Source organism: Caulobacter sp. Root487D2Y (assembly GCF_001427165.1).
In the GTDB taxonomy this organism is placed as follows: Bacteria; Pseudomonadota; Alphaproteobacteria; order Caulobacterales; family Caulobacteraceae; genus Caulobacter.
Genome location: NZ_LMFD01000016.1, coordinates 48,770 through 66,594, shown reverse-complemented (window position 1 = coordinate 66,594; position 17,825 = coordinate 48,770). Strand labels below are relative to the sequence as shown.

Genomic DNA, 17,825 nt, shown 5'->3' with positions numbered 1-17,825 from the left:
GTGCGTGTCGATGGTCATAGCGGGGTCGAACGCCAGGGCATGCCGAGCGCGGCGATCAGGCCGCGAAGCATGAAGGTGACCCCGAGCGCCGCCTGCAGGATGCTGAACACCCAGCCCAGCACGCTCATGGCCGGCAGTCCGACCGTGCGCATCACCGGGCCCGCGAAGATCATCCCGCCGATATTGAGCAGCATGATCACCACCAGGGCGACGGCGACGCCGCCCAGGCGGTTCTGATCCTCGGCCACGCCGACGAACAGCAGCAGGGCCACCACGCCCCAGGGCGTGATGATGCCGGGAATGGCCAGGGGCGAGATCACGACGCTGAGCGACCGTTGGGCGGCCGAACCGGCCGGCGGCGCCTCGGGCGGCGCGGGCGGCGCGAGCACGCTGGACAGGATCTTCAGCGAGCCGATCATCAGCAGGAAGCCGCCCGTGATGGTCAGGGCCTCGCGCGAGATTCGCCAATTCGTGGCCAGGGTCGATCCGACCACGGCGGCCGCCACCAGGATCACGAACGCCAGGGCGGCGCTCTTGAGGGCAAGGCCGATCCGGGTCTTGCGGTCCATTCCCTGAGTGACGCCATAGAAGGTCGGGATCAGCTTCAACGGGCCGAGCGTCAGGAAGAAGATCGCGAAGATGAAGCCTAGGTTGATGGGCGCGGCCATGGCGGTCTCGACTGATCCTGTTCGTGACGGAGCGGATAGCGTCGGCGTTCCGGCGGGCTAACCGGCCGGCGGCGCGCCTGGCGGCAGGGTCTTGACCATGTCGGCGATGATGGCGTTCAGCCCGTCCTGGGTGGCGTCCTTCTGGTCGACCCGCTTCTGCGAGGTGGCGCGCCAGGCCAGCTTGCCGCTGGCGGCGTCGACCAGGTCGAGCATCACTGCGCCCTCGGTGTAGTTGATCGAGCGGATGTCGACATCCATCGGCGCGCCGTACATGCCCCAGCCATAGCCGCCGATGCAGCCGCGGACGCCGCAGGCCATGCCCGGATGCCCGCCCATGCTGCTGGCCGAATAGTCGGTCTTGTTCTGCAGACCGACATGGTAGGCGACCAGGAGCTTGGCCTTGGACGGGTCGACCTGGGTGTAGCCCTTGGCGGCCAGGTTGGTGTCGATCGCGGTCCGGATGCGCTCGCGCATGATGTCGTTGTCGATGCGCGGATCACCGCTTCCCGACTGGACGGGCGCCCAGGCGTAGGTCGAGCCGGCCAGCGGCGTATTGCCGGTCAGAACCGAAACCTGTCCACCGGGGCTTTCACAGCCGATCATCGGCAGGCAGACGGCGATGGCCGCCGCCAGAAGGGCTTTGGTCATGATCCTCGACGGCATCGGAGAGGCTCCTGCTCGACTCGACGCCCATGCCTTGGTGCGGCGCCGTTCGAACTTTCCGCCCGGCGCGTAAGGGCCTCAATCCGGTGAAACCCTGGCCATTGGGGGTAATGCCTTGAGTTGAGCGCGGCGCTCCACGGATCAAAAGAAAAGGTCGGCGGATTTCTCCGCCGACCTCGTCAAGCCGTCTGGGAAACGATCAGCCGCCGCCCTGCGCCTCGGACATCTTCGCGATCGCGTCATCGATGGTGAAGGTGTTGGGCTTCTGCACCGGCGGGAAGTCCTTGAAGGTGTCCGCGAACTGCGCGGCCAGGCCCCAGGCCCCGTATAGGATATAGGCGTGGTAGAGATACCACTCGTAGTAACTGTTCGAGGTGACGTCGGCGAACTCGTAGGGATCGGTTCGCAGATTGAAGATCTTGGGCAGCCGCAGCGGCGTGAACGGCTCGGCCCAGATCCGCATCGTGCCGACACAGCGCTGCTCCATGAACACGACCTTCCAGTTGTCGTACCGGACCGCCAGGATGTCGCCGTCGTCGCTGATATAGACGAACAGCTTGCGCGGGCTGTGTTCGACCTCGCCGGTCAGGTAGGGCAGCAGGTTCACCCCGTCGATGTGGTTCTTGTACTTCCGGCCGGCCGCCGTAACGCCCTTCTTGACCTTCTCGACGATGTCCGGATCGCCGGCGGCGGCCAGGAAGGTGGGCAGCCAGTCGTGGTGCTGGACGATCTCGTTGGAAACCACGCCGGCCTTGATCTTGCCGGGCCAGCGGATCAGCTCGGGAATGCGGAAGGCGCCTTCCCAGTTGGAGTTCTTCTCGCTGCGGAACGGGGTCATGCCGCCGTCCGGCCAGCTGTTGCGGTGAGGACCGTTGTCGGTCGAGTAGACCACGATGGTGTCTTCGGCCAAGCCCAGCTGATCGAGCAGGTCCAGCATCTGGCCGACGTTCTTGTCATGGTCGATCATGGTGTCGTGATAGGGCGACTGCCAGCGGCCGGCCTGGCCCAGGCTCGACTTCTTCGTGTGCGTGAACATGTGCATGTGCGTGGTGTTCAGCCAGACGAAGAACGGCTTGTCGTCGGCCTTCTGGCGCTTGATGAAGTCGCTGGCGTGCTCGACGAACTCGTCGTCGCAGGTCTCCATCCGGGCCTTGGTCAGCGGGCCGGTTTCCTCGATCTTCTGCTTGCCGACCTTGCCCCAGCGCTCGTGGGTGGTGGGGTCGTCGACATCGGTCGCCCAGCTGTGGACGACACCCCGCGGGCCGTTCTTCTTCTTGAAGTTCGGGAAGTCCTCGTCCGGATAGTAGTCGTACATCTCCGGCTCTTCCTCGGCGTTGAGGTGATAGAGGTTGCCGAAGAACTCGTCGAACCCGTGGTTGGTGGGCAGCATGTGGTTCAGGTCGCCCAGGTGGTTCTTGCCGAACTGGCCGGTGGCGTAGCCCTGCTCCTTCAGCAGCGCGGCGATGGTCACCAGCTTGTCGTTCATGCCGACGGGCGCGGCCGGGGCGCCGACCTTCGACAGGCCGGTGCGCAGCACGCTTTGCCCCGTGATGAACGACGAACGCCCGGCGGTGCAGGACTGCTCGCCGTAGCTGTCGGTGAACATCATGCCTTCGCGGGCGATGCGGTCGATGTTGGGCGTCTGGTAGCCCATCAGGCCGTGCGAATAGCAACTGAGGTTGCTGATGCCGATGTCGTCGCCCCAGATCACGAGGATATTGGGTTTTCCTTTGGGCATGATGGTGCTCCGCGGTCGCGCCTCATGACACGAGGCGGCGCAAGATCATCACGCCTCCGAGGGGGGGAATATCGACGGGACTACCCGCTTGGCCCGCCAGTTCACCCTAGTCCTTCGAGGGGTTGCGCCCGGGTCGTCACGGCTTGGTCGCGAACACGGTCTTCCAGTCGCTCTTCATGCTGAGGACCGTCCAGCCGCGCGCGCCGGCCTCGTCCAGGGCCTCGTCCGGCCGGCCGATCTCCGACTGCCGGTCACGAGCGCGCTGAGCGGCGCGCTCATGACCTGGGCCTCTCGTCCTTCACCCGCCCCTCCTCCGGCCCCTCGGCGGCGGGGGCGAACTCCTCCATGTCCCGTTCCAGGAAGTAGTTCAGACCGGTGCGGATGAAGGCGATCGCCGCCAGGCGTCCGATGTCGTCCCAGGTCGGCGCGATCGCCGTGCGGACGATGTCGGCGGCCAGGGCGAATTCGAGCGCCAGGACGATCCAGCGCGCGAACTGGGCCCAGAGGTCCCGCCGCGCCTGACGTGACGATCCGCTTCGGCCGACCGTGACGCGGGCGCCCTGAACCAGGGTTTCCACCATGCCGACCGCGATGCAGAGCACCGAACACAGCTCCGCGGCGAGCGCGACGTAGTTGGCGCATTCTCGCAGCAGCACTTCCATGAACGACCTCGGGGGACCGGCTTCAAGAAGAGGGCAGCAAAAGGCGTTTGGCGCGCGCGCGCCATCCGGCGAAGCGCCGAGGCGCTCGGGGAGAAACATGCAAGGACGGAAGGATCGGTAGGGAATCTGCTCTTCCGCACCCGGGGGATCGCCTGATCGATAAGCGCCGCCGCGCATGGTCACTAGTGAAGATCTCGCGGTGGAGGCAGGCCATGCCAGAGACACACGTCCCGCTCGCAGCCGCTCGTGACGGTTCGCCGGACGTGGACGTCCCCGCCCGCGCCGACATCGTCTTCCGCGACGGCTCGTTCGGCTGACGGGGGGCGCATGAAGAACCTCGGCGATTCCGCCCTGTCCGCCCCGCCCGCGAAAACCTGGCGCCAGCCGCTTCGGGAAGCGATGACCTGGATCCCCGGCGGCGTCTTCACCATGGGATCGGACGATCACTACCCCGAGGAGCGGCCGTCGCGCCGGGTCTCGGTCGATGGGTTCTGGATCGATCCCAGCCCCGTGACCAATCAGCAATTCGCGCGGTTCGTGGACGCCACGGGCTATGTCACCTTCGCCGAACTGCCGCCCGATCCGAAGGACTATCCCGGCGCCGATCCGGCCCTGCTGATCGCTTCGTCGATGGTGTTCTCTCCGCCGCGCGGGCCGGTCGATCTGCGGCATCATCTGCAATGGTGGGCCTTCGTCCAGGGCTCCAACTGGCGGTGTCCCTATGGCCCGGGAAGCGACATCCAGGGTCTGGGCGATCATCCGGTGGTCCACGTCGCCTGGGTCGACGTCCTGGCCTACGCCGCGTGGGCGGGGGTGGAGATTCCGACCGAGGCGGAGTGGGAATTGGCGGCTCGCGGTGGTCTGGACGAAGCCGAGTTCGCCTGGGGCGACACGTTCCTGCGCGGCGGCCGCCACATGGCCAACACCTGGCAGGGCGCGTTCCCCCATCAGAACACCTTGGACGACGGTTGGGCCAGGACGTCGCCGGTCGGCGCCTATCCGCCCAACGGCTACGGCCTCCACGACATGATCGGCAACGTCTGGGAATGGACGGCCGACTGGTGGTCGACGCCCGACGCGGGGGCCGAGGCGCCCCGCTGCTGCGCGGCCAAGAATCCACGGGGCGGGCTCGAGGAGGACAGTTGCGAGGCCGGAGGGCTTCCGATCCCCAGGAAGGTTCTGAAGGGCGGCTCGCATCTATGCGCGCCGAATTACTGCAAACGCTATCGGCCGGCGGCGCGACACGCGCAGCCGATCGACACCTCGGCGTCGCATGTGGGTTTTCGCTGCATTGTCAGATCCCGCGTCTGAGCCGCTCGGAGGCGACCATGACCAAAGTGCCGTTACCGAGTTGGGCCGACACCTCGCCTAGGCGGAAGATCCTGGACTTCGTCGCCCGAGTGACCCGCCCCGGCGGTCGCGACTACGTGGCCCCCGCCGACCGCATCGCGGTGTTCGACAACGACGGCACCCTGTGGGTCGAGCATCCGCTCTACGCCCAGGGGATGTTCGCCCTGGAGCGGGCCAGGCACATGGCGGCGTCACATCCCGAACTGGCCGCCAAGCCGGTCTTCCAGGCGTTCGTCAACCAGGACATGGCGGGGCTGGCCGCCTGCGGAAAGCAGGCGGTGGTCGAGCTGTTGCTGCACCTGCACGCCCACGCCACCGAGGAGGCCTTCGCGCTGGAGGTGGCGACCTGGCTGGTCGAGGCGCGGCACCCCCGTTTCGACAGGCCCTACACCGCCCTCGCCTACCAGCCGATGCGCGAGCTGCTGGCCTATCTGGCGGCCAACGACTTTCGCAACTTCATCGTCACCGCCGGCGGGACCGACATCGTCCGGATGTTCAGCGAGCAGATCTACGGCGTGCCGCGTGAGCGGGTGATCGGCTCCAGCGGCAAGACCGAGTTCCGGCTGAACGGCCGCCGCGGCGAGATCCGCAAGCTGCCCGAACTGCAGTCGTTCAACGAGTATTCGGAAAAGCCGGTCAATATCGCCCTGCACATTGGCCGGCGGCCCATCGTGGCGTTCGGTAATTCCGACGGCGACCTGGCGATGCTCGAATACACCGCCTCGGGTCCCGGCCGGCGCCTGCCGATGCTGCTGCATCACGACGACCCGGAGCGCGAATACGCCTACGACAAGGACACCCACGTCGGAAAGCTGGACGTGGCCATGACCACGGCGATCGAGCGAGGCTGGACGATCGTCAGCATGAAGGACGACTGGTCGCGGCTGTTTCGGGACAAGACCCTCTAGGCGGACGGGCCCGCCGACGATGGTCGACGGGCCGTGACGGAATGGAAACGCGTTCGAAGATCGCCGGCGACGGCCTAGTCGCCGACCGCCTTCTGGACTTTGGCGGCTTCCGTGCGCGTGACGAAGCCGTCGTGGTTCAGGTCGAACTTGGCGAACCTCGGGCCATAATAGGCGTCGATCTCGGCCGGGGTCACGAAGCCGTCCTTGTCGGTGTCGAGGATGCCGAAGAGCCCCGCCTTGCCGATCTTCGGCCAGCCGTCGACGCCCTCGGCGCGGACCTCGTTGCGCACCTGCTCCGCGCCCTTGGTCCATTCGGCCGCGCTGAGCTTGCCGTCCTTATCCTTGTCGGCGCGCATCAGGAAGGTCCGGCGGCTGTCCTGATATTCCTTCTGCGTCACCTTGCCGTCCTTGTTGGTGTCGGCGAGCAGTTGCTGGGCGTTCGCGGCGGACGTTGACAGCAACGCCACGGCGGTGATGAGCACGAGTCTACGCATATGAACCTCCAAGGAACGGGCCTCGGCCCTCGGTGAAATCAGGGGGATCGCGCGGCCTGGCCGTCGCGAGATCTCCGCGCGACGATCATCAGAAGGCCTCGCCGACATAGAAATAGAGCGCCGAGGAGCCGTCCCCGACGGCGTAGTCGATGCTGAGATTGACGTGGTATTTGGTGGAGGCCTCGAAGCGGGCGCCGACGCCGGCCGCGGGTAGGAGGTCCTTGGGGTTCATCTTCGAGAACTCGTTGGCCACCTCGCCGACACCGACGAAGGCCACCGCGCCGAAGCGCCCGTGGATCTTGCGCCGGACCTCGGCCTGGACCGCGAACATGGCGTGGTCGCGATATTGCCCCGCGGTGTAGCCGCGCAGGTCGTTGCTCTGGCCGTAGTTGCACAGGTCGTAGAACGGCCCGTTCTCTCCCGCCCGGCAGACCGACCCTCGCCACGCCAGCACGGTCTTGTCGTTGACGCTGTGATAACCGTTCACCGCTCCGGTGAACCGCGGGTAGTCGAAGTCGCTGCCCAGGGCGTCGGCGGACACCAGCCACTGGGCGTTGGCGTAGAGGCCGGACTGGGGGAAGTACTCGCTGTTCCGGGTGTCGAATTCGCCGGCGAGGCCCAGTTGCGAAACCTGGCTCTGGAGCTGGATCTGCGGCAACTGCAAATTGGGAAACAGGCTGGCGGTGTCAAACGTCGAGTCCATCTTGATGTAGCGATATCGAAGGCCGACGTGGACGTTCGTGCCTAGGTGCGACAGCACTTCGACGACCGCGCCGCTGACCTTCTGTTCCAGGGCGATCGAGCGCCCGTCGGAGCCCGCGTCCGAGCCGATGCCGAAGAAGTCGACATTGAAGACCCCGGTTCCGGCCCCGGCGGCGACCCGATATTTGTCGCCGCCCAGATAGGCCTTCTGGAACACCACGGCGCCCCAGCTCTTGCTGTCGGTATAGAGCCCGCCCGCGCCGCTGGTCCAAGGCCGCACCGAACCCTGGGGCTGGTAGATCGCGAGCGCGGCCACGCCCAGGCCGCTGCCGATCGCCGGGTTCGACAGCGGGATGGGCATGGCCACGAAGCTGGCCTTCTGCCCCCCGACCTGCTCCACCGGCGTGCGCAGACTGGTGGTGGAGATCTCGACATCCTGCGCTCGCAGGGCCGTCGGCAAAGCGATGAGAAATCCGCAGAGGAGCAGGCTTCGCATGACGGACGGCCTTCAGCGGGTGTCGCCGTCAACTTTGGGCGCCGGCCGAGCCTGAACAATCAGGTGAAATCCTACCCCTTTTCCGGAAGCCCCAGTATTTGCGTCGCGGATCGGCCCGACCATCAAACCATCGGGGGATTTAGGAGGGTCGACTAAGGGTTTTACCGGGTAGATTACCGCGCCCAAGCACTGCAACCGTGCTTTCCGGGCAGAGGGAAGAGCTTTTAGATGCGTGGAGTGGCCACAGCCTTCACGGGCGAGGCGCTTTTCGCCGGGGGATTGGATATTTCGCCGAGATTTGCGGCGGGAAAACCCCAGGCGTCGGTTGCGCCGTCGATCGATCCGATTGCGCCGCGGGCGGGCCTGTCCACGAGGCCCTGCCGCCAATTCCCCCAGAGTTTCGAGGCGATTTCCTCCACCCTCCTGGAGGAAGCGGCCACCGAAGACGGCGCCAAGTCTGCAAACCGGCCCTATTGGCCGGCTGGCGCCCAGCCTGGCGGCCCATCTCGTCGTCGGCGCACCCTGATTTCGCCCAGGAATGCACACGAGTTTCGCGGGGTGACTGGAAGTTCGTCGATAGGGTTTTTCACAACCTTGCGCAGAAAACTCCGCAGGCATTTCAGCTAAAAGCAGACGATTGTAGTACACTTTTCCATCGGAGCGGGAATCGAAGATGCCCTTGCCTAGCACCCCGACCATTCTGCTCGCCGACGATCACTCGATCGTCCGGGCAGGGCTGCGCGAGGCGCTGGAATCCCAGCCGGGTTGGACCATCTGCGGCGAAGCCTCAAACGGACGTGACGCCGTCCGTCTGGCCAAGGAACTGGTTCCGGACGTCATGATCCTCGACATCAGCATGCCCGATCTGAGCGGCGTGATCGTCGCCCGCGACGTTCGCAAGCTGAAGACCCATACCGAGCTGCTGATCTTCACCATGCACGACAGCGAGCAGCTGGTGCGCGAGGTGTTCAGCGCCGGCGCGCGCGGCTTCGTGCTCAAGTCGGCCTCGACCGACAACATCATCGCCGCCGTGGCGTCCCTGCTGAACCACAAGCCCTACTTCTGCCCCGGGATCACCGACGCCGTGCTGCGCGGATACCTTTCGCCCGGCGGCCATGGGCTGGGGGAAGTGATCGAAGGGTCCGAGACCCTGACGACGCGCGAGCTGCTGATCGTCCAGCTGCTGGCCGAGTCCCGCAGCAACAAGGTCATCGCCTCGATGCTCGACATCAGCGTCAAGACCGTCGAGAGCCACCGCGGCAACATCATGCGGAAGCTGGGCGCCCATTCACTGGCGGACATCGTGCGCTATGCGATCCGCAACAAGCTGATCGAGGCCTAGCCATCCCGAGACTCCGCTGAATGCACACGGGCAAGAGCATGACCGGCGGGTTCGACCCGGCGTTCTACGAGTCCGCCCTGGACGCCTTCACGGCGAACGTCGCGGTCGTGGATGCAACCGGCGAGATCCTGGCGGTGAACGACGCCTGGGTTCAGTTCGTGGATTTCAACGACCTCAAGATCGCCAACCACGGCGTCGGCTGCAACTATCTGAACTTCTGCGATCGGCTGGGCACGCCCGGCGCCGCCGCGGTGGCCGCCGGCCTGCGGGCGCTGATCGCCGGGGGCGACGGACCCTTTCGGCACGAATACGTCATGCCGCTCGACACCGGTTCGTGCTGGGTGAAGTTGTCGGCGGTGCGTGTCGGCCACCGGGACCAACCCTTCCTGATCGTGACCCACGACGACATCTCCATCCAGCGGCGGGCGGAGCTGGGATTGCGGGAGGCCACGGCGCGCCTCCTGCATGCCGAGGATTCGGAACGACGGCGCATCGCGCGAGAGCTGCACGACAGCACTGCTCAGCATCTGGCGGGCGCGAAACTGATGTTGCGGCGGCTGGACGCCAAGGATCCGGTCAGCACCGGCCTGGTCCGAGACGAGGTGTCGGGCCTGCTGTCCAGCGCCTTGGACGAGATCCGCAGCTTCGCCTATCTGCTCCACCCCCCGGCGCTGGAGCACCTGGGGCTCGCCGCGGCGATCCGACAGTTCGCGACCGGCTTCTCGCGACGCGGGGACGTGGCGGTGACGATCGACATTCCGGACGATTTTCCACGACTGTCTCACGCCACCGAGATCGCGCTCTACCGCGTGGTTCAGGAAGCCCTGGCCAACGTCCACAGTCATTCCGGCAGCCAGCAGGCGGTCGTTCGACTGCGGGTCGCCGGCGAGATGGTTCTGCTGACGGTTCGCGATTTCGGCTCCGGCCTGCCGCCGAGGCGCGACAGCATTCCCGGCGTCGGGCTCGAGGGCATGCGTCTGCGTCTCGAGTTCCTGAAGGGGCATCTGTCGCTGCGCAATGCCGAACCGGGCCTGGCCCTGGAGGCCTGGGCTCCGCTCCTGCCCGAAGGCGAGGATTGATCCTGTTCAAGGGTCGAGGGAGAGCCGACCCGACACATGCGTCGGGACATGCGGGCCGGCTCTCGACTCGCGACCACGACGGCGCTCTTGGGGGATGAGCGAGCCGCGGCTTGCCAAGGGAAATCGGGGGTGACGCCTTGACGAGCGAGCCCAGCCAGATTGCGGCCGCCGTGGCGCGAACGCCATCGGGCCAAACCCTAGGACGAGACGCGAAAACCCTTATGACCGCTTGATTTGCGTCAGGCCAGGTGAACCGAATTCTTGATCGTGGCCGCGGCGGCTTGCTTCTGGCGCGCCCGGTCGATGGCGTCGTCGAGCAGCTTCAGGAACTCCGATTGCATCTGCATCGATTCGAGATCCGACGCCCGGACGCCGTCGAGGGTCGACTGTCGGATTTCTTCGAGCTGTTCGAGCGACAGCGCCGCGCAGAGGCGGAGACTGAGGAACTGCAGCGCGGCAACTCGGATCTCAAGATTTGTCATCGGTATGTCGCTGCGAAACCAGGGGGCGAGCAGATACGAACGGATGGAAGGTCGGATGTCGGCGACCGAGAAATCATAACTGTGGAGTTCAAGCTGCGCCACGACCGACTCCCCGTAGGCGAATCCCGCGACGGCGCCAGGGTGGAACGGACGAAACGCTGCTCGGATCGTTTCAGTTGTTAACAACGCCAATGAGAAGCTGGGAGAGCGTGAGCCGACAGCCGATCATTCGTGAATTTTCCGGGCCTCGAACGAACGGCGCGCGTGTTCCAAATCCTCGCTACGCGAGGAGCGCGCTTGAGACACTAGTGCAATGGGTGGGATGCTTCTTCAAGACCGTTACCGTTATCGGGGCGCGCCGTCCGATCTGAAATCAGGCGAACCCCGCTTTCGGGCACGGAAAACGACCTAGTAAGTGATGTGTGATCAGGCATTGCGTCGGACTGTGGAGAATTGGCCACGGCGCGCGCCGAGCCGGATCGCGCCCTGGAGCTCCGCCGCGGCCTGGCGCACCAGGCCCACCGACCCGGCCACGAGGCCTGTCGACTCAACTGACCAAATGCGACGTTTGGTCAGGCCAATTACTTGCGCCCCTCATCCGACCCGTTATGGTGCCGACCGAAGCGACGCCGGCTCCAAGGCGCGTCGAGGCGTTCGGGAGACGGATGGATGCGAACGAAAGCGGCTGTCGTCGGCCTCGCGGCTCTGGTGTCGCTGGGCGCGGTCGTTCCCGCCTTCGCCGCCGATCCCTCGGTCCCGCCGTCCCCGGCCGGCGTCTGCCAGGGCGGCGACGGAACCGCCGCGGCCTTCGGCGGGCGCCGCACCTTCCGCTGGAGCCCCGAGGGCTTGGAATACGCCAAGGCCCACCGCGCCGATCCCGCCGTCGCGCCCGCCTACGCCGCCGTGATCAAGCGGGCCGACGCCGCCCTGGCCGGGCCGACCTATACGGTCGTCGACAAGACCCGCACCCCGCCCAGCGGCGACAAGCACGACTATATCTCGATGGGCCCATACTGGTGGCCCGACCCGACCCGGCCGAACGGCGAGCCCTATCTGCGCCGCGACGGCGAGTTCAATCCCGAGCGCGCCACCAACGCCTTCGACGTGTCCGACCTGGACGCGATGAGCGCATCGGTCGAGGCCTTGTCCCTGGCCTACTGGTTCACCGACGACGCGCGGTACGCGGCCAAGGCCGCCCAGCTGCTGCGCGTCTGGTTCCTGGATCCGGCCACCCGGATGAACCCCAACGCCAAGTACGCCCAGGGCGTGCCGGGGCGCACCACGGGCCGGGCCGAGGGCGTGCTCGACACCTATCGTCTGTTGCGGGTGATCGAGGGCGTCGGCCTGCTGGCCCCGTCCAAGGCGTTGTCGGACGCCGACCAGAAGGGCCTGGAGCGCTGGTTCGCCGACTACGCCACCTGGATGCGCACCGATCCCAACGGCCGCGAGGAACAGGCCGCCGCCAACAATCACGGCATCTGGTTCGACTACCAGCTGGCCGGATTCTCGCTGTTCGCCCGCCAGGATGCGGTGGCCCGCCAGGTGGTCGCCGAGGCCGGCGCGCGGCGGATCGCAACCCAGGTCGCGCCGAACGGGTCGCTGCCGCTGGAGCTGACCCGCACCCGCGCCCTGCACTACAGCTATTTCGCGCTGGAGGCCCTGGTCGGCACGGCGCAGTTCGGACGCTGCGTGGACCTGGATCTCTGGCGCTACCGGACCGCCGACGGCCGCGGCCTGCGCGCGGCGTTCGACTTCCTGGCGCCCTATGTCGGCCAGGAGGCCAGCTTCCCCTATCCCGAACTGAAGCCGCGGGACGCCTCATCGGAGGCCCTGCCGCTGTTCGCGGCGGCGGCCCAGGCCTATGGCGACGAGGCCCTGGCCGACAAGGCCGCGACCCTGGCGGAGCGCTATCCGGCCAATCTCAGCCGCCTGCTGGTCGCGCCAAGGCCCTGACGTCTTTGCAGCGCGATCCAAAAGCGCCGGAGCTATTGGGGCGTGAGCGCGCTATACTGCCCGGAGCTCGTGATCGCCCCGCGCCATGCGGGATCGCCAGCCTGAAAGAACCTCATGTCCGACCATCCGGACACGCGTCAGGCGACGCGTTGGACAGCCCTGTTGGAATCCATCGGCATCCACCAGATCACCGCCCGGGAGATCCGGGCCGAAACCTTCTTCCTTGGCAATCGCCACAAGGGTCGGGTCGTGCCCGGCGCGGAGCTGGAGCTTCGGGCGTCGGACCTGCCCGCGCGTCGCAAGGCGCTGCTGCGGGCTGTCATCCGCGCCGCGCCGACCGTCTCCGAGGCCGGCCAATGAACGACGAGGAAGCCCAGGCGCTGCGCCGGGAAAACGACTATCTCAAGCGCCGCAACGCCCAACTGCAGGACGACGTCACCAGCCTGGGCGGCCAGGTGCTGCGGATGCAGCAGGAGCTGGAACGGGTGAGCGGCCGGCGGGCGATGGTGTCGCCGGATCCATTGTCGGGCGGCCAGTAGCGTGACGCTTTCGCCGAGCCAACTGGTGGCGCTGAAGAACCTGGCCCGCAAGAAGGCGGGCGATGCGGTCGACTGGATCAATATCGCCGACGCGCGGGCCCTGACCGATCTGGGCCTGGCGGAGCGCAACGGCGGCGGCTGGGTGATCACGGCCGCCGGAACCGTCGCCCTGGCCGACCGCGACCGCGGACATTCCGACTAGTCGTTCCCGAAACGCATGCCGTCATAGGCCGGCTCGACGCCCGGCGGAAGTTTCGCCGCCAAGGCGTTGAAATCCAGGTCGATATGCAGGTTGGTCAGGATGGCGCGGCGCGGCTTGGCGCGGGCGATCCATTCCAGGGCCAGCCCGACATGGGCGTGGGTCGGATGCGGCGTCCAGCGCAGGGCGTCCACCACCCAGACGTCGAGGCCTTTCAACGCCGCCCAACTCTCCTCGGGAAAGCCGATCGCGTCGGGCGTATAGGCGACGTCGCCGAACCGGTAGCCGACCGCGCGGATCTCGCCGTGGTCGACGTCGAAGGTGGTCACGGGGATCGCGCCGCTGGGGCCGTCGATCCGCCAGGTCTGGCCGTGCGGCGGAATGGCGTGAGCCTCGCAGATGGCCGGATAGCCGCCCTGGCTCTTGAAGATGTAGTCGAAGCGTCGCCCCAGGCTGGCCGTCGTATAGGCGTCCATATAGGTCGGCACGCGCTGGCGGGCGTTCAGGAAGAACGGCCGCAGATCGTCGATCCCGTGGGCCTGGTCGGCGTGGTCGTGGGTGAACAGGCAGGCGTCCACCCGCTTGATCCCCGCCCTTACCGCCTGCAGACGAAAGTCCGGAGCGGTGTCGACGACGACCGTGGTCTCGGCGGCCGGATCGCCGCCCGCCTTGATTCCTGGGCGGCGCACCAGCAGCGAGCAGCGGGTGCGGGTGTTCTTCGGCTCGGCCGGGTCGCAATCGCCCCAGTTGCCGTCGGCGCGCGGCACGCCGCCCGACGAACCGGAGCCCAGGATCGTGAACTCCAGCTTTCGGGTCATGCCTGTTGCTTCCTGGGCCGAGGAATCCGGTCGAACAGAGCGAAGAAGGCCTCCTCGGTGCGAGCTTCGGCGTCGGCGCGGGTCCAGCCCCGGACCTCGGCCAGCTTGTCCAGCACGTGCGGCAGGTAGGCCGGTTCGTTCCGGCGGCCGCGCATCGGCACGGGGGCCAGGTACGGGCAGTCGGTTTCGAGGATGATCTTGTCGGCCGGCATGTCGGCGATGATGTCGCGCACCGCTTGCGCCTGCTTGAAGGTGGCGATGCCGGACACCGAGAACCACGCCCCCAACGCCGCCATCCGCTTCGCCAGCTCGGGGCCGCTGGTGTAGCAGTGCATCAGCAGCTTGAACGCCCCCTTGGCGTGTTCCTCCTCGAGGATGTCGCCCATCACCTGATCGGCTTCGCGGGTGTGGACCACCAGCGGCAGGCCGGTCTGGCGGGCCGCCGCCACATGGGCGCGGAACACGTTCGCCTGCACGTCGCGCGGGCTGAGGTCGTAATGGAAGTCCAGGCCCGTTTCGCCGACGCCGATCACCTTCGGCCGGCCGGCCAGCTCGACCAGGCGTTCGGTCGTCAGGTCGACGTGGTCCTTGGCTTCATGCGGATGGGCGCCCACCGTGCACCAGATGTCGTCGTTGGCCATGGCGATGGCGTGGACGGCCTCGAACGACGGAATCTTGTCGCAGATGGTGACCATCAGTTCGATCCCGGCCTCGCGGGCGCGGTCGATCACCGCTTGGCGATCTTCGTCGTACTGATGGGCGTGCAGGTTTACGTGGCTGTCGATGAGCATGCGGTCACATGGCCGCCCGGGCGGCGGCGCGCAAGTCCATGATCGCGGTCCAGAACACGTCGGCGCGGTCCAGGTTCACGGCCTCGGCCTCGTCCGGCGCGCGGACGATCTTCTCCCAGGCCGCGACCCAGCGATCCAGGCCCGCCGGGGTGCGCTCGCCGGCCATGCCGGTGGCCATGGCGTGGATCTGGTCGCCCAGGCGGTCGAACAGCAGCTCGAAGCGCTGGACGCCCTCGGCCCCTCGGAAGGTGTCGGCCATGGCCAGCAGCGCGCCCTCGTCCAGGTCGGGCAGCTTGCGCAGGATCTCGCCGGCCGCGTCGTCGGCCTCCAGCGCTCCGGCGGCGGCCAGTTGCAGGGCGCGGCCCGGCGCGCCCTTGGCCATGCGGGCCAGGCGGTCGGCGTCGTGGGCCGAGACCCCGGCCCGCTGTTCGACCATGGCCGCGGCCTTGCCGAGATCCGGCGCGGGCACCACCAGGCGGCGGCAGCGCGAGCGGATGGTCGGCAGCAGGCGGCCGGGCGAATGGCTGATCAGCAGGATCACCCCGCGCGGCGGCGGTTCCTCAAGAGTCTTCAATACGGCGTTGGCGGCGTTGACGTTCAGGTCGTCGGCCGCGTCGATGATCGCCACGCGGTAAGGCGAGATCGCCGGGGAGTTGGCGAAGAAGGCCGGCAACAGGCGGGCCTCGTCGACCGGGATCGACTTGCGGGCCTTGCCGTCATCGGTGGCGCGTTCCAGCACCATCAGGTCGGGATGCGACCGCGCCGCGACCTGGCGGCTGACGACGTCGGTCGGCGCGGAGCCCAGGAGGCCGAAGGCGGGATCGGGCCGTGCACCGAGCAGGCGGCGGGCCATGCGGTAGGCCAGGGTCGCCTTGCCGACGCCCTCCGGCCCGGTCAACAGCCAGGCGTGATGCAGCCGGCCGCGATCCAGGGCGTCCAGGAAGGCCAGTTCGGCGGCCTCGACGCCGTCGATGGCGAACACGTCGCGCGGGTGCGGAGGCGCGTCCATGCCCTAGAGGCCCAGCCGGGTGGACACGGCGGCCCAGACATCGGCCCAGACCGCGTCGATGGCGTCGTCGGCCTCGATCACCACGCAGCGCTCGGGTTCGCGGCGGGCGATCTCCAGGAAGGCCTCGCCCAGGCGCTGGTGGAACGCCAGGCCCTTGGACTCGAAACGCGCCTCGCCGCCCCGGGCCAGGGCGCGCTCCAGGCCGACCTCGGCCGGAATGTCGAAGATAAGGGTCAGGTCCGGGACCGTGCCGCCCAGGATATGCTCCTCCAGCGCCTTGATCAGGCCGATCGGCGCCTCGCCCCCGGCGCCCTGATAGGCCCGGGTGCTGTCGGCGAAGCGGTCGCACAGCACGATCGCCCCGCGCTCCAGGGCCGGCCGGATCACCCGCTCGACGTGGTCGCGTCGCGAGGCGTACATCAGCAAGGTCTCGGTGACCGGCGACCAGCGGTCGATGTCGCCGTTGAGGATCAGATCGCGAATCTGCTCGGCGCCGGGGCTGCCGCCGGGTTCGCGGGTCAGCACCACGTCGGCGCCGTCCGCCTTCAGGCGTTCGGCCAAGCGACGGATCTGGGTGGACTTTCCAGCCCCCTCGCCGCCCTCGAAACTGATGAAGGTTCCACGCGTCACCGGCTCCAAATCGGCCGTAACGCCCGTCTTGTCCAGAGCCGATCGCCGCCCGGGCTAGGGACCCAGCACCGTGGCGTCGGAAAAGCCCAGGGCGGCGACGCGATCGCGCACACCGAAGGCTTCGGCCTCGTCGGGACCGGCCCTGACGATCACGCGGTAGAGCACGTTCGGGCCGCGTTCGATCGACTCGATCGAGGCGTCCCCCGTCCCGCCCACCTGGGCCAGGGCGCGTTCGGCGTTGCCAAGGTTGGCGAAGGCGCCGGCCTGGACGCGATAGGCGCTGGCCAACGCCGGCGTCGGCGTCGGCGCGGGCTCGGCCGGAACCAGGGGCGCCGACTCCTGGGGCGCCGGCGGCGGCGCGAAGTCCGGGTCGGCGGCCTTGGGCGGCGGCGGCGGACCATAGGCCGGCTGGGCCGGCGGCAGGCCGGACGCATAGACGCGTGTCTTGGGCGGCGGGGCGTAACGCGGTTCGGGCGGCGGCGGGGCCGCGGCGATGATCCGGGGCGCGTCGAACGGGGTCTTGCTGGCGGGACCGATATAGCGGACGCGGACATGGGCGACTCCGGCCCGGTCGTAGCCCAGCTGTTCGGCGGCGGCCTTTGACAGGTCGATGATCCGGCCGTCGATGAACGGGCCGCGATCATTGACCCGCACCTTCATCTTGCGGCCGTTGTCGAGATTGGTGACCTCGACGATGCTCGGCAGCGGCAGGGTCTTGTGGGCCGCCGAGGGCAGATCCATGTCGAAGATCTCGCCGTTGGCCGTGCGACGATTGTGGAACTGCTCGCCGTACCACGAGCCGACGCCCCGCTCGTCATAGTCCGGATCAGCCTTGGGATAATACCAGATCCCTCTGATCTGATAGGGCTTTTCGGTGCCGCGCAGGCCCGAGGTCGAGCCCGGCGCCGGCGGTCCGGAATAGGGTCTGGCGGTGGAGGCCGCCTGCGGCAGGCGGGTCGGCAGGGGCGTGGCGCAGGCGGCCAAGCCGGCGCAGCCTAGGGCGGCCACGGCCGCGCCGCGCAGCAGACGGAACTCGCCTCGCGCCTCGCCTCTCATGACCGAACGCCCTCCTGAGGGTTGTATACAGGAAAACAGGGTCGTTCAGGAGGCTTGAGGTCTGGTTAATCAAAGGTGCGACCAAACGCGCTGGAAACGACTGGAGCGCGTGCGCGACCGCTGATATAGGCCCCTGCTCCGGGCAGGTGGCCGAGTGGTTTAAGGCAGCGGTCTTGAAAACCGCCGTGGGTGAAAGTCCACCGTGGGTTCGAATCCCACCCTGCCCGCCACATCTCCCGAGATCCG

Annotated in this window: 20 protein-coding genes and 1 tRNA gene; 9 read left to right on the top strand and 12 right to left on the bottom strand. The window is 67.6% G+C overall.

The window, feature by feature from the left end; all coding sequences use genetic code 11:
• Positions 1-14 precede the first annotated feature (14 nt).
• The 4 genes from ASD38_RS22795 to ASD38_RS22780 all read right to left on the bottom strand — a co-directional run bounded on the left by ASD38_RS22795 (position 15) and on the right by ASD38_RS22780 (position 3,731).
• Positions 15-668 (bottom strand): MarC family protein, encoded by a 654-nt coding sequence (locus ASD38_RS22795; RefSeq protein WP_056463757.1) that lies wholly within the window; start codon positions 666-668, stop codon positions 15-17.
• 57 nt (positions 669-725) lie between these two features.
• Positions 726-1,316, bottom strand: coding sequence for a DUF4136 domain-containing protein (locus ASD38_RS22790; RefSeq protein WP_162252160.1), 591 nt, complete (start codon positions 1,314-1,316; stop codon positions 726-728).
• A 214-nt stretch (positions 1,317-1,530) separates the two neighbouring features.
• Positions 1,531-3,069, bottom strand: coding sequence for an arylsulfatase (locus tag ASD38_RS22785; protein WP_056463751.1), 1,539 nt, complete (start codon positions 3,067-3,069; stop codon positions 1,531-1,533).
• 275 nt (positions 3,070-3,344) lie between these two features.
• Positions 3,345-3,731: a DUF1622 domain-containing protein gene (locus tag ASD38_RS22780; RefSeq protein ID WP_056437504.1), complete on the bottom strand. Its 387-nt coding sequence runs from the start codon at positions 3,729-3,731 to the stop codon at positions 3,345-3,347.
• A 399-nt stretch (positions 3,732-4,130) separates the two neighbouring features.
• On the opposite strand from ASD38_RS22780, the gene ASD38_RS22775 reads away from it, so the two are divergent.
• Entirely contained in the window at positions 4,131-5,042 is a 912-nt protein-coding gene (locus ASD38_RS22775; RefSeq protein ID WP_056463884.1) for a formylglycine-generating enzyme family protein, read from the top strand.
• Positions 5,043-5,059: 17 nt separating this feature from the next.
• On the top strand, positions 5,060-5,989 hold the full coding sequence (locus ASD38_RS22770) for an HAD family hydrolase (RefSeq protein WP_056437501.1): 930 nt from the start codon (positions 5,060-5,062) through the stop codon (positions 5,987-5,989).
• A 74-nt stretch (positions 5,990-6,063) separates the two neighbouring features.
• Here the strand turns inward: ASD38_RS22770 and ASD38_RS22765 are convergent, their stop codons facing one another.
• Both ASD38_RS22765 and ASD38_RS22760 read right to left on the bottom strand, forming a co-directional pair.
• Positions 6,064-6,483, bottom strand: coding sequence for an EF-hand domain-containing protein (locus tag ASD38_RS22765; RefSeq protein WP_162252159.1), 420 nt, complete (start codon positions 6,481-6,483; stop codon positions 6,064-6,066).
• 88 nt (positions 6,484-6,571) lie between these two features.
• The gene (locus ASD38_RS22760) at positions 6,572-7,681 is read right to left on the bottom strand and encodes a BamA/TamA family outer membrane protein (RefSeq protein ID WP_082560858.1); all 1,110 of its coding nucleotides are present in this window, start codon (positions 7,679-7,681) and stop codon (positions 6,572-6,574) included.
• Between the two features lie 673 nt (positions 7,682-8,354).
• On the opposite strand from ASD38_RS22760, the gene ASD38_RS22755 reads away from it, so the two are divergent.
• Entirely contained in the window at positions 8,355-9,023 is a 669-nt protein-coding gene (locus ASD38_RS22755) for a response regulator (RefSeq protein WP_056437492.1), read from the top strand.
• 20 nt (positions 9,024-9,043) lie between these two features.
• Entirely contained in the window at positions 9,044-10,102 is a 1,059-nt protein-coding gene (locus ASD38_RS22750; RefSeq protein ID WP_056437488.1) for a PAS domain-containing sensor histidine kinase, read from the top strand.
• Between the two features lie 239 nt (positions 10,103-10,341).
• Here ASD38_RS22750 and ASD38_RS22745 read toward each other — a convergent pair whose 3' ends face one another.
• A complete protein-coding gene (locus ASD38_RS22745; RefSeq protein ID WP_056437485.1) occupies positions 10,342-10,686 on the bottom strand; it encodes a hypothetical protein in 345 nt (114 codons plus the stop codon).
• Between the two features lie 567 nt (positions 10,687-11,253).
• Here ASD38_RS22745 and ASD38_RS22740 point away from each other — a divergent pair.
• From ASD38_RS22740 to ASD38_RS22725, 4 genes are all read left to right on the top strand, one after another.
• Positions 11,254-12,537 carry an alginate lyase family protein gene (locus ASD38_RS22740; protein WP_056463742.1) on the top strand — a complete coding sequence of 428 codons (1,284 nt, stop codon included), beginning with the start codon at positions 11,254-11,256 and terminating at the stop codon, positions 12,535-12,537.
• Between the two features lie 114 nt (positions 12,538-12,651).
• Positions 12,652-12,897, top strand: coding sequence for a hypothetical protein (locus ASD38_RS22735; RefSeq protein ID WP_056437479.1), 246 nt, complete (start codon positions 12,652-12,654; stop codon positions 12,895-12,897).
• Entirely contained in the window at positions 12,894-13,076 is a 183-nt protein-coding gene (locus ASD38_RS22730; RefSeq protein ID WP_056437470.1) for a hypothetical protein, read from the top strand. Before ASD38_RS22735 ends, ASD38_RS22730 begins: the two co-directional genes overlap by 4 nt.
• A 1-nt stretch (position 13,077) precedes the next feature.
• Positions 13,078-13,278 (top strand): hypothetical protein, encoded by a 201-nt coding sequence (locus ASD38_RS22725; RefSeq protein WP_056437467.1) that lies wholly within the window; start codon positions 13,078-13,080, stop codon positions 13,276-13,278.
• On the opposite strand, the gene ASD38_RS22720 is transcribed toward ASD38_RS22725, so the two are convergent.
• From ASD38_RS22720 to ASD38_RS22700, 5 genes are read right to left on the bottom strand one after another with little or no spacing between them, the layout of a single operon-like run.
• Positions 13,275-14,093, bottom strand: a complete 819-nt coding sequence (locus ASD38_RS22720) for an MBL fold metallo-hydrolase (protein WP_056437464.1) — start codon at positions 14,091-14,093, stop codon at positions 13,275-13,277. The two genes, ASD38_RS22725 and ASD38_RS22720, sit on opposite strands and share 4 nt — an antisense overlap.
• The gene (locus ASD38_RS22715) at positions 14,090-14,884 is read right to left on the bottom strand and encodes a TatD family hydrolase (RefSeq protein ID WP_056437461.1); all 795 of its coding nucleotides are present in this window, start codon (positions 14,882-14,884) and stop codon (positions 14,090-14,092) included. Before ASD38_RS22715 ends, ASD38_RS22720 begins: the two co-directional genes overlap by 4 nt.
• 4 nt (positions 14,885-14,888) lie before the next feature.
• Positions 14,889-15,893 carry a DNA polymerase III subunit delta' gene (locus ASD38_RS22710; protein ID WP_056437458.1) on the bottom strand — a complete coding sequence of 335 codons (1,005 nt, stop codon included), beginning with the start codon at positions 15,891-15,893 and terminating at the stop codon, positions 14,889-14,891.
• A gap of 3 nt (positions 15,894-15,896) precedes the next feature.
• On the bottom strand, positions 15,897-16,523 hold the full coding sequence (gene tmk, locus ASD38_RS22705) for a dTMP kinase (RefSeq protein ID WP_056463881.1): 627 nt from the start codon (positions 16,521-16,523) through the stop codon (positions 15,897-15,899).
• A gap of 54 nt (positions 16,524-16,577) precedes the next feature.
• A complete protein-coding gene (locus ASD38_RS22700) occupies positions 16,578-17,579 on the bottom strand; it encodes a septal ring lytic transglycosylase RlpA family protein (RefSeq protein WP_056463739.1) in 1,002 nt (333 codons plus the stop codon).
• Between the two features lie 140 nt (positions 17,580-17,719).
• Between ASD38_RS22700 and ASD38_RS22695 the strand changes: the two genes are divergently transcribed.
• Positions 17,720-17,809 (top strand) — tRNA-Ser (locus tag ASD38_RS22695).
• The last annotated feature ends 16 nt before the right edge of the window (positions 17,810-17,825 follow it).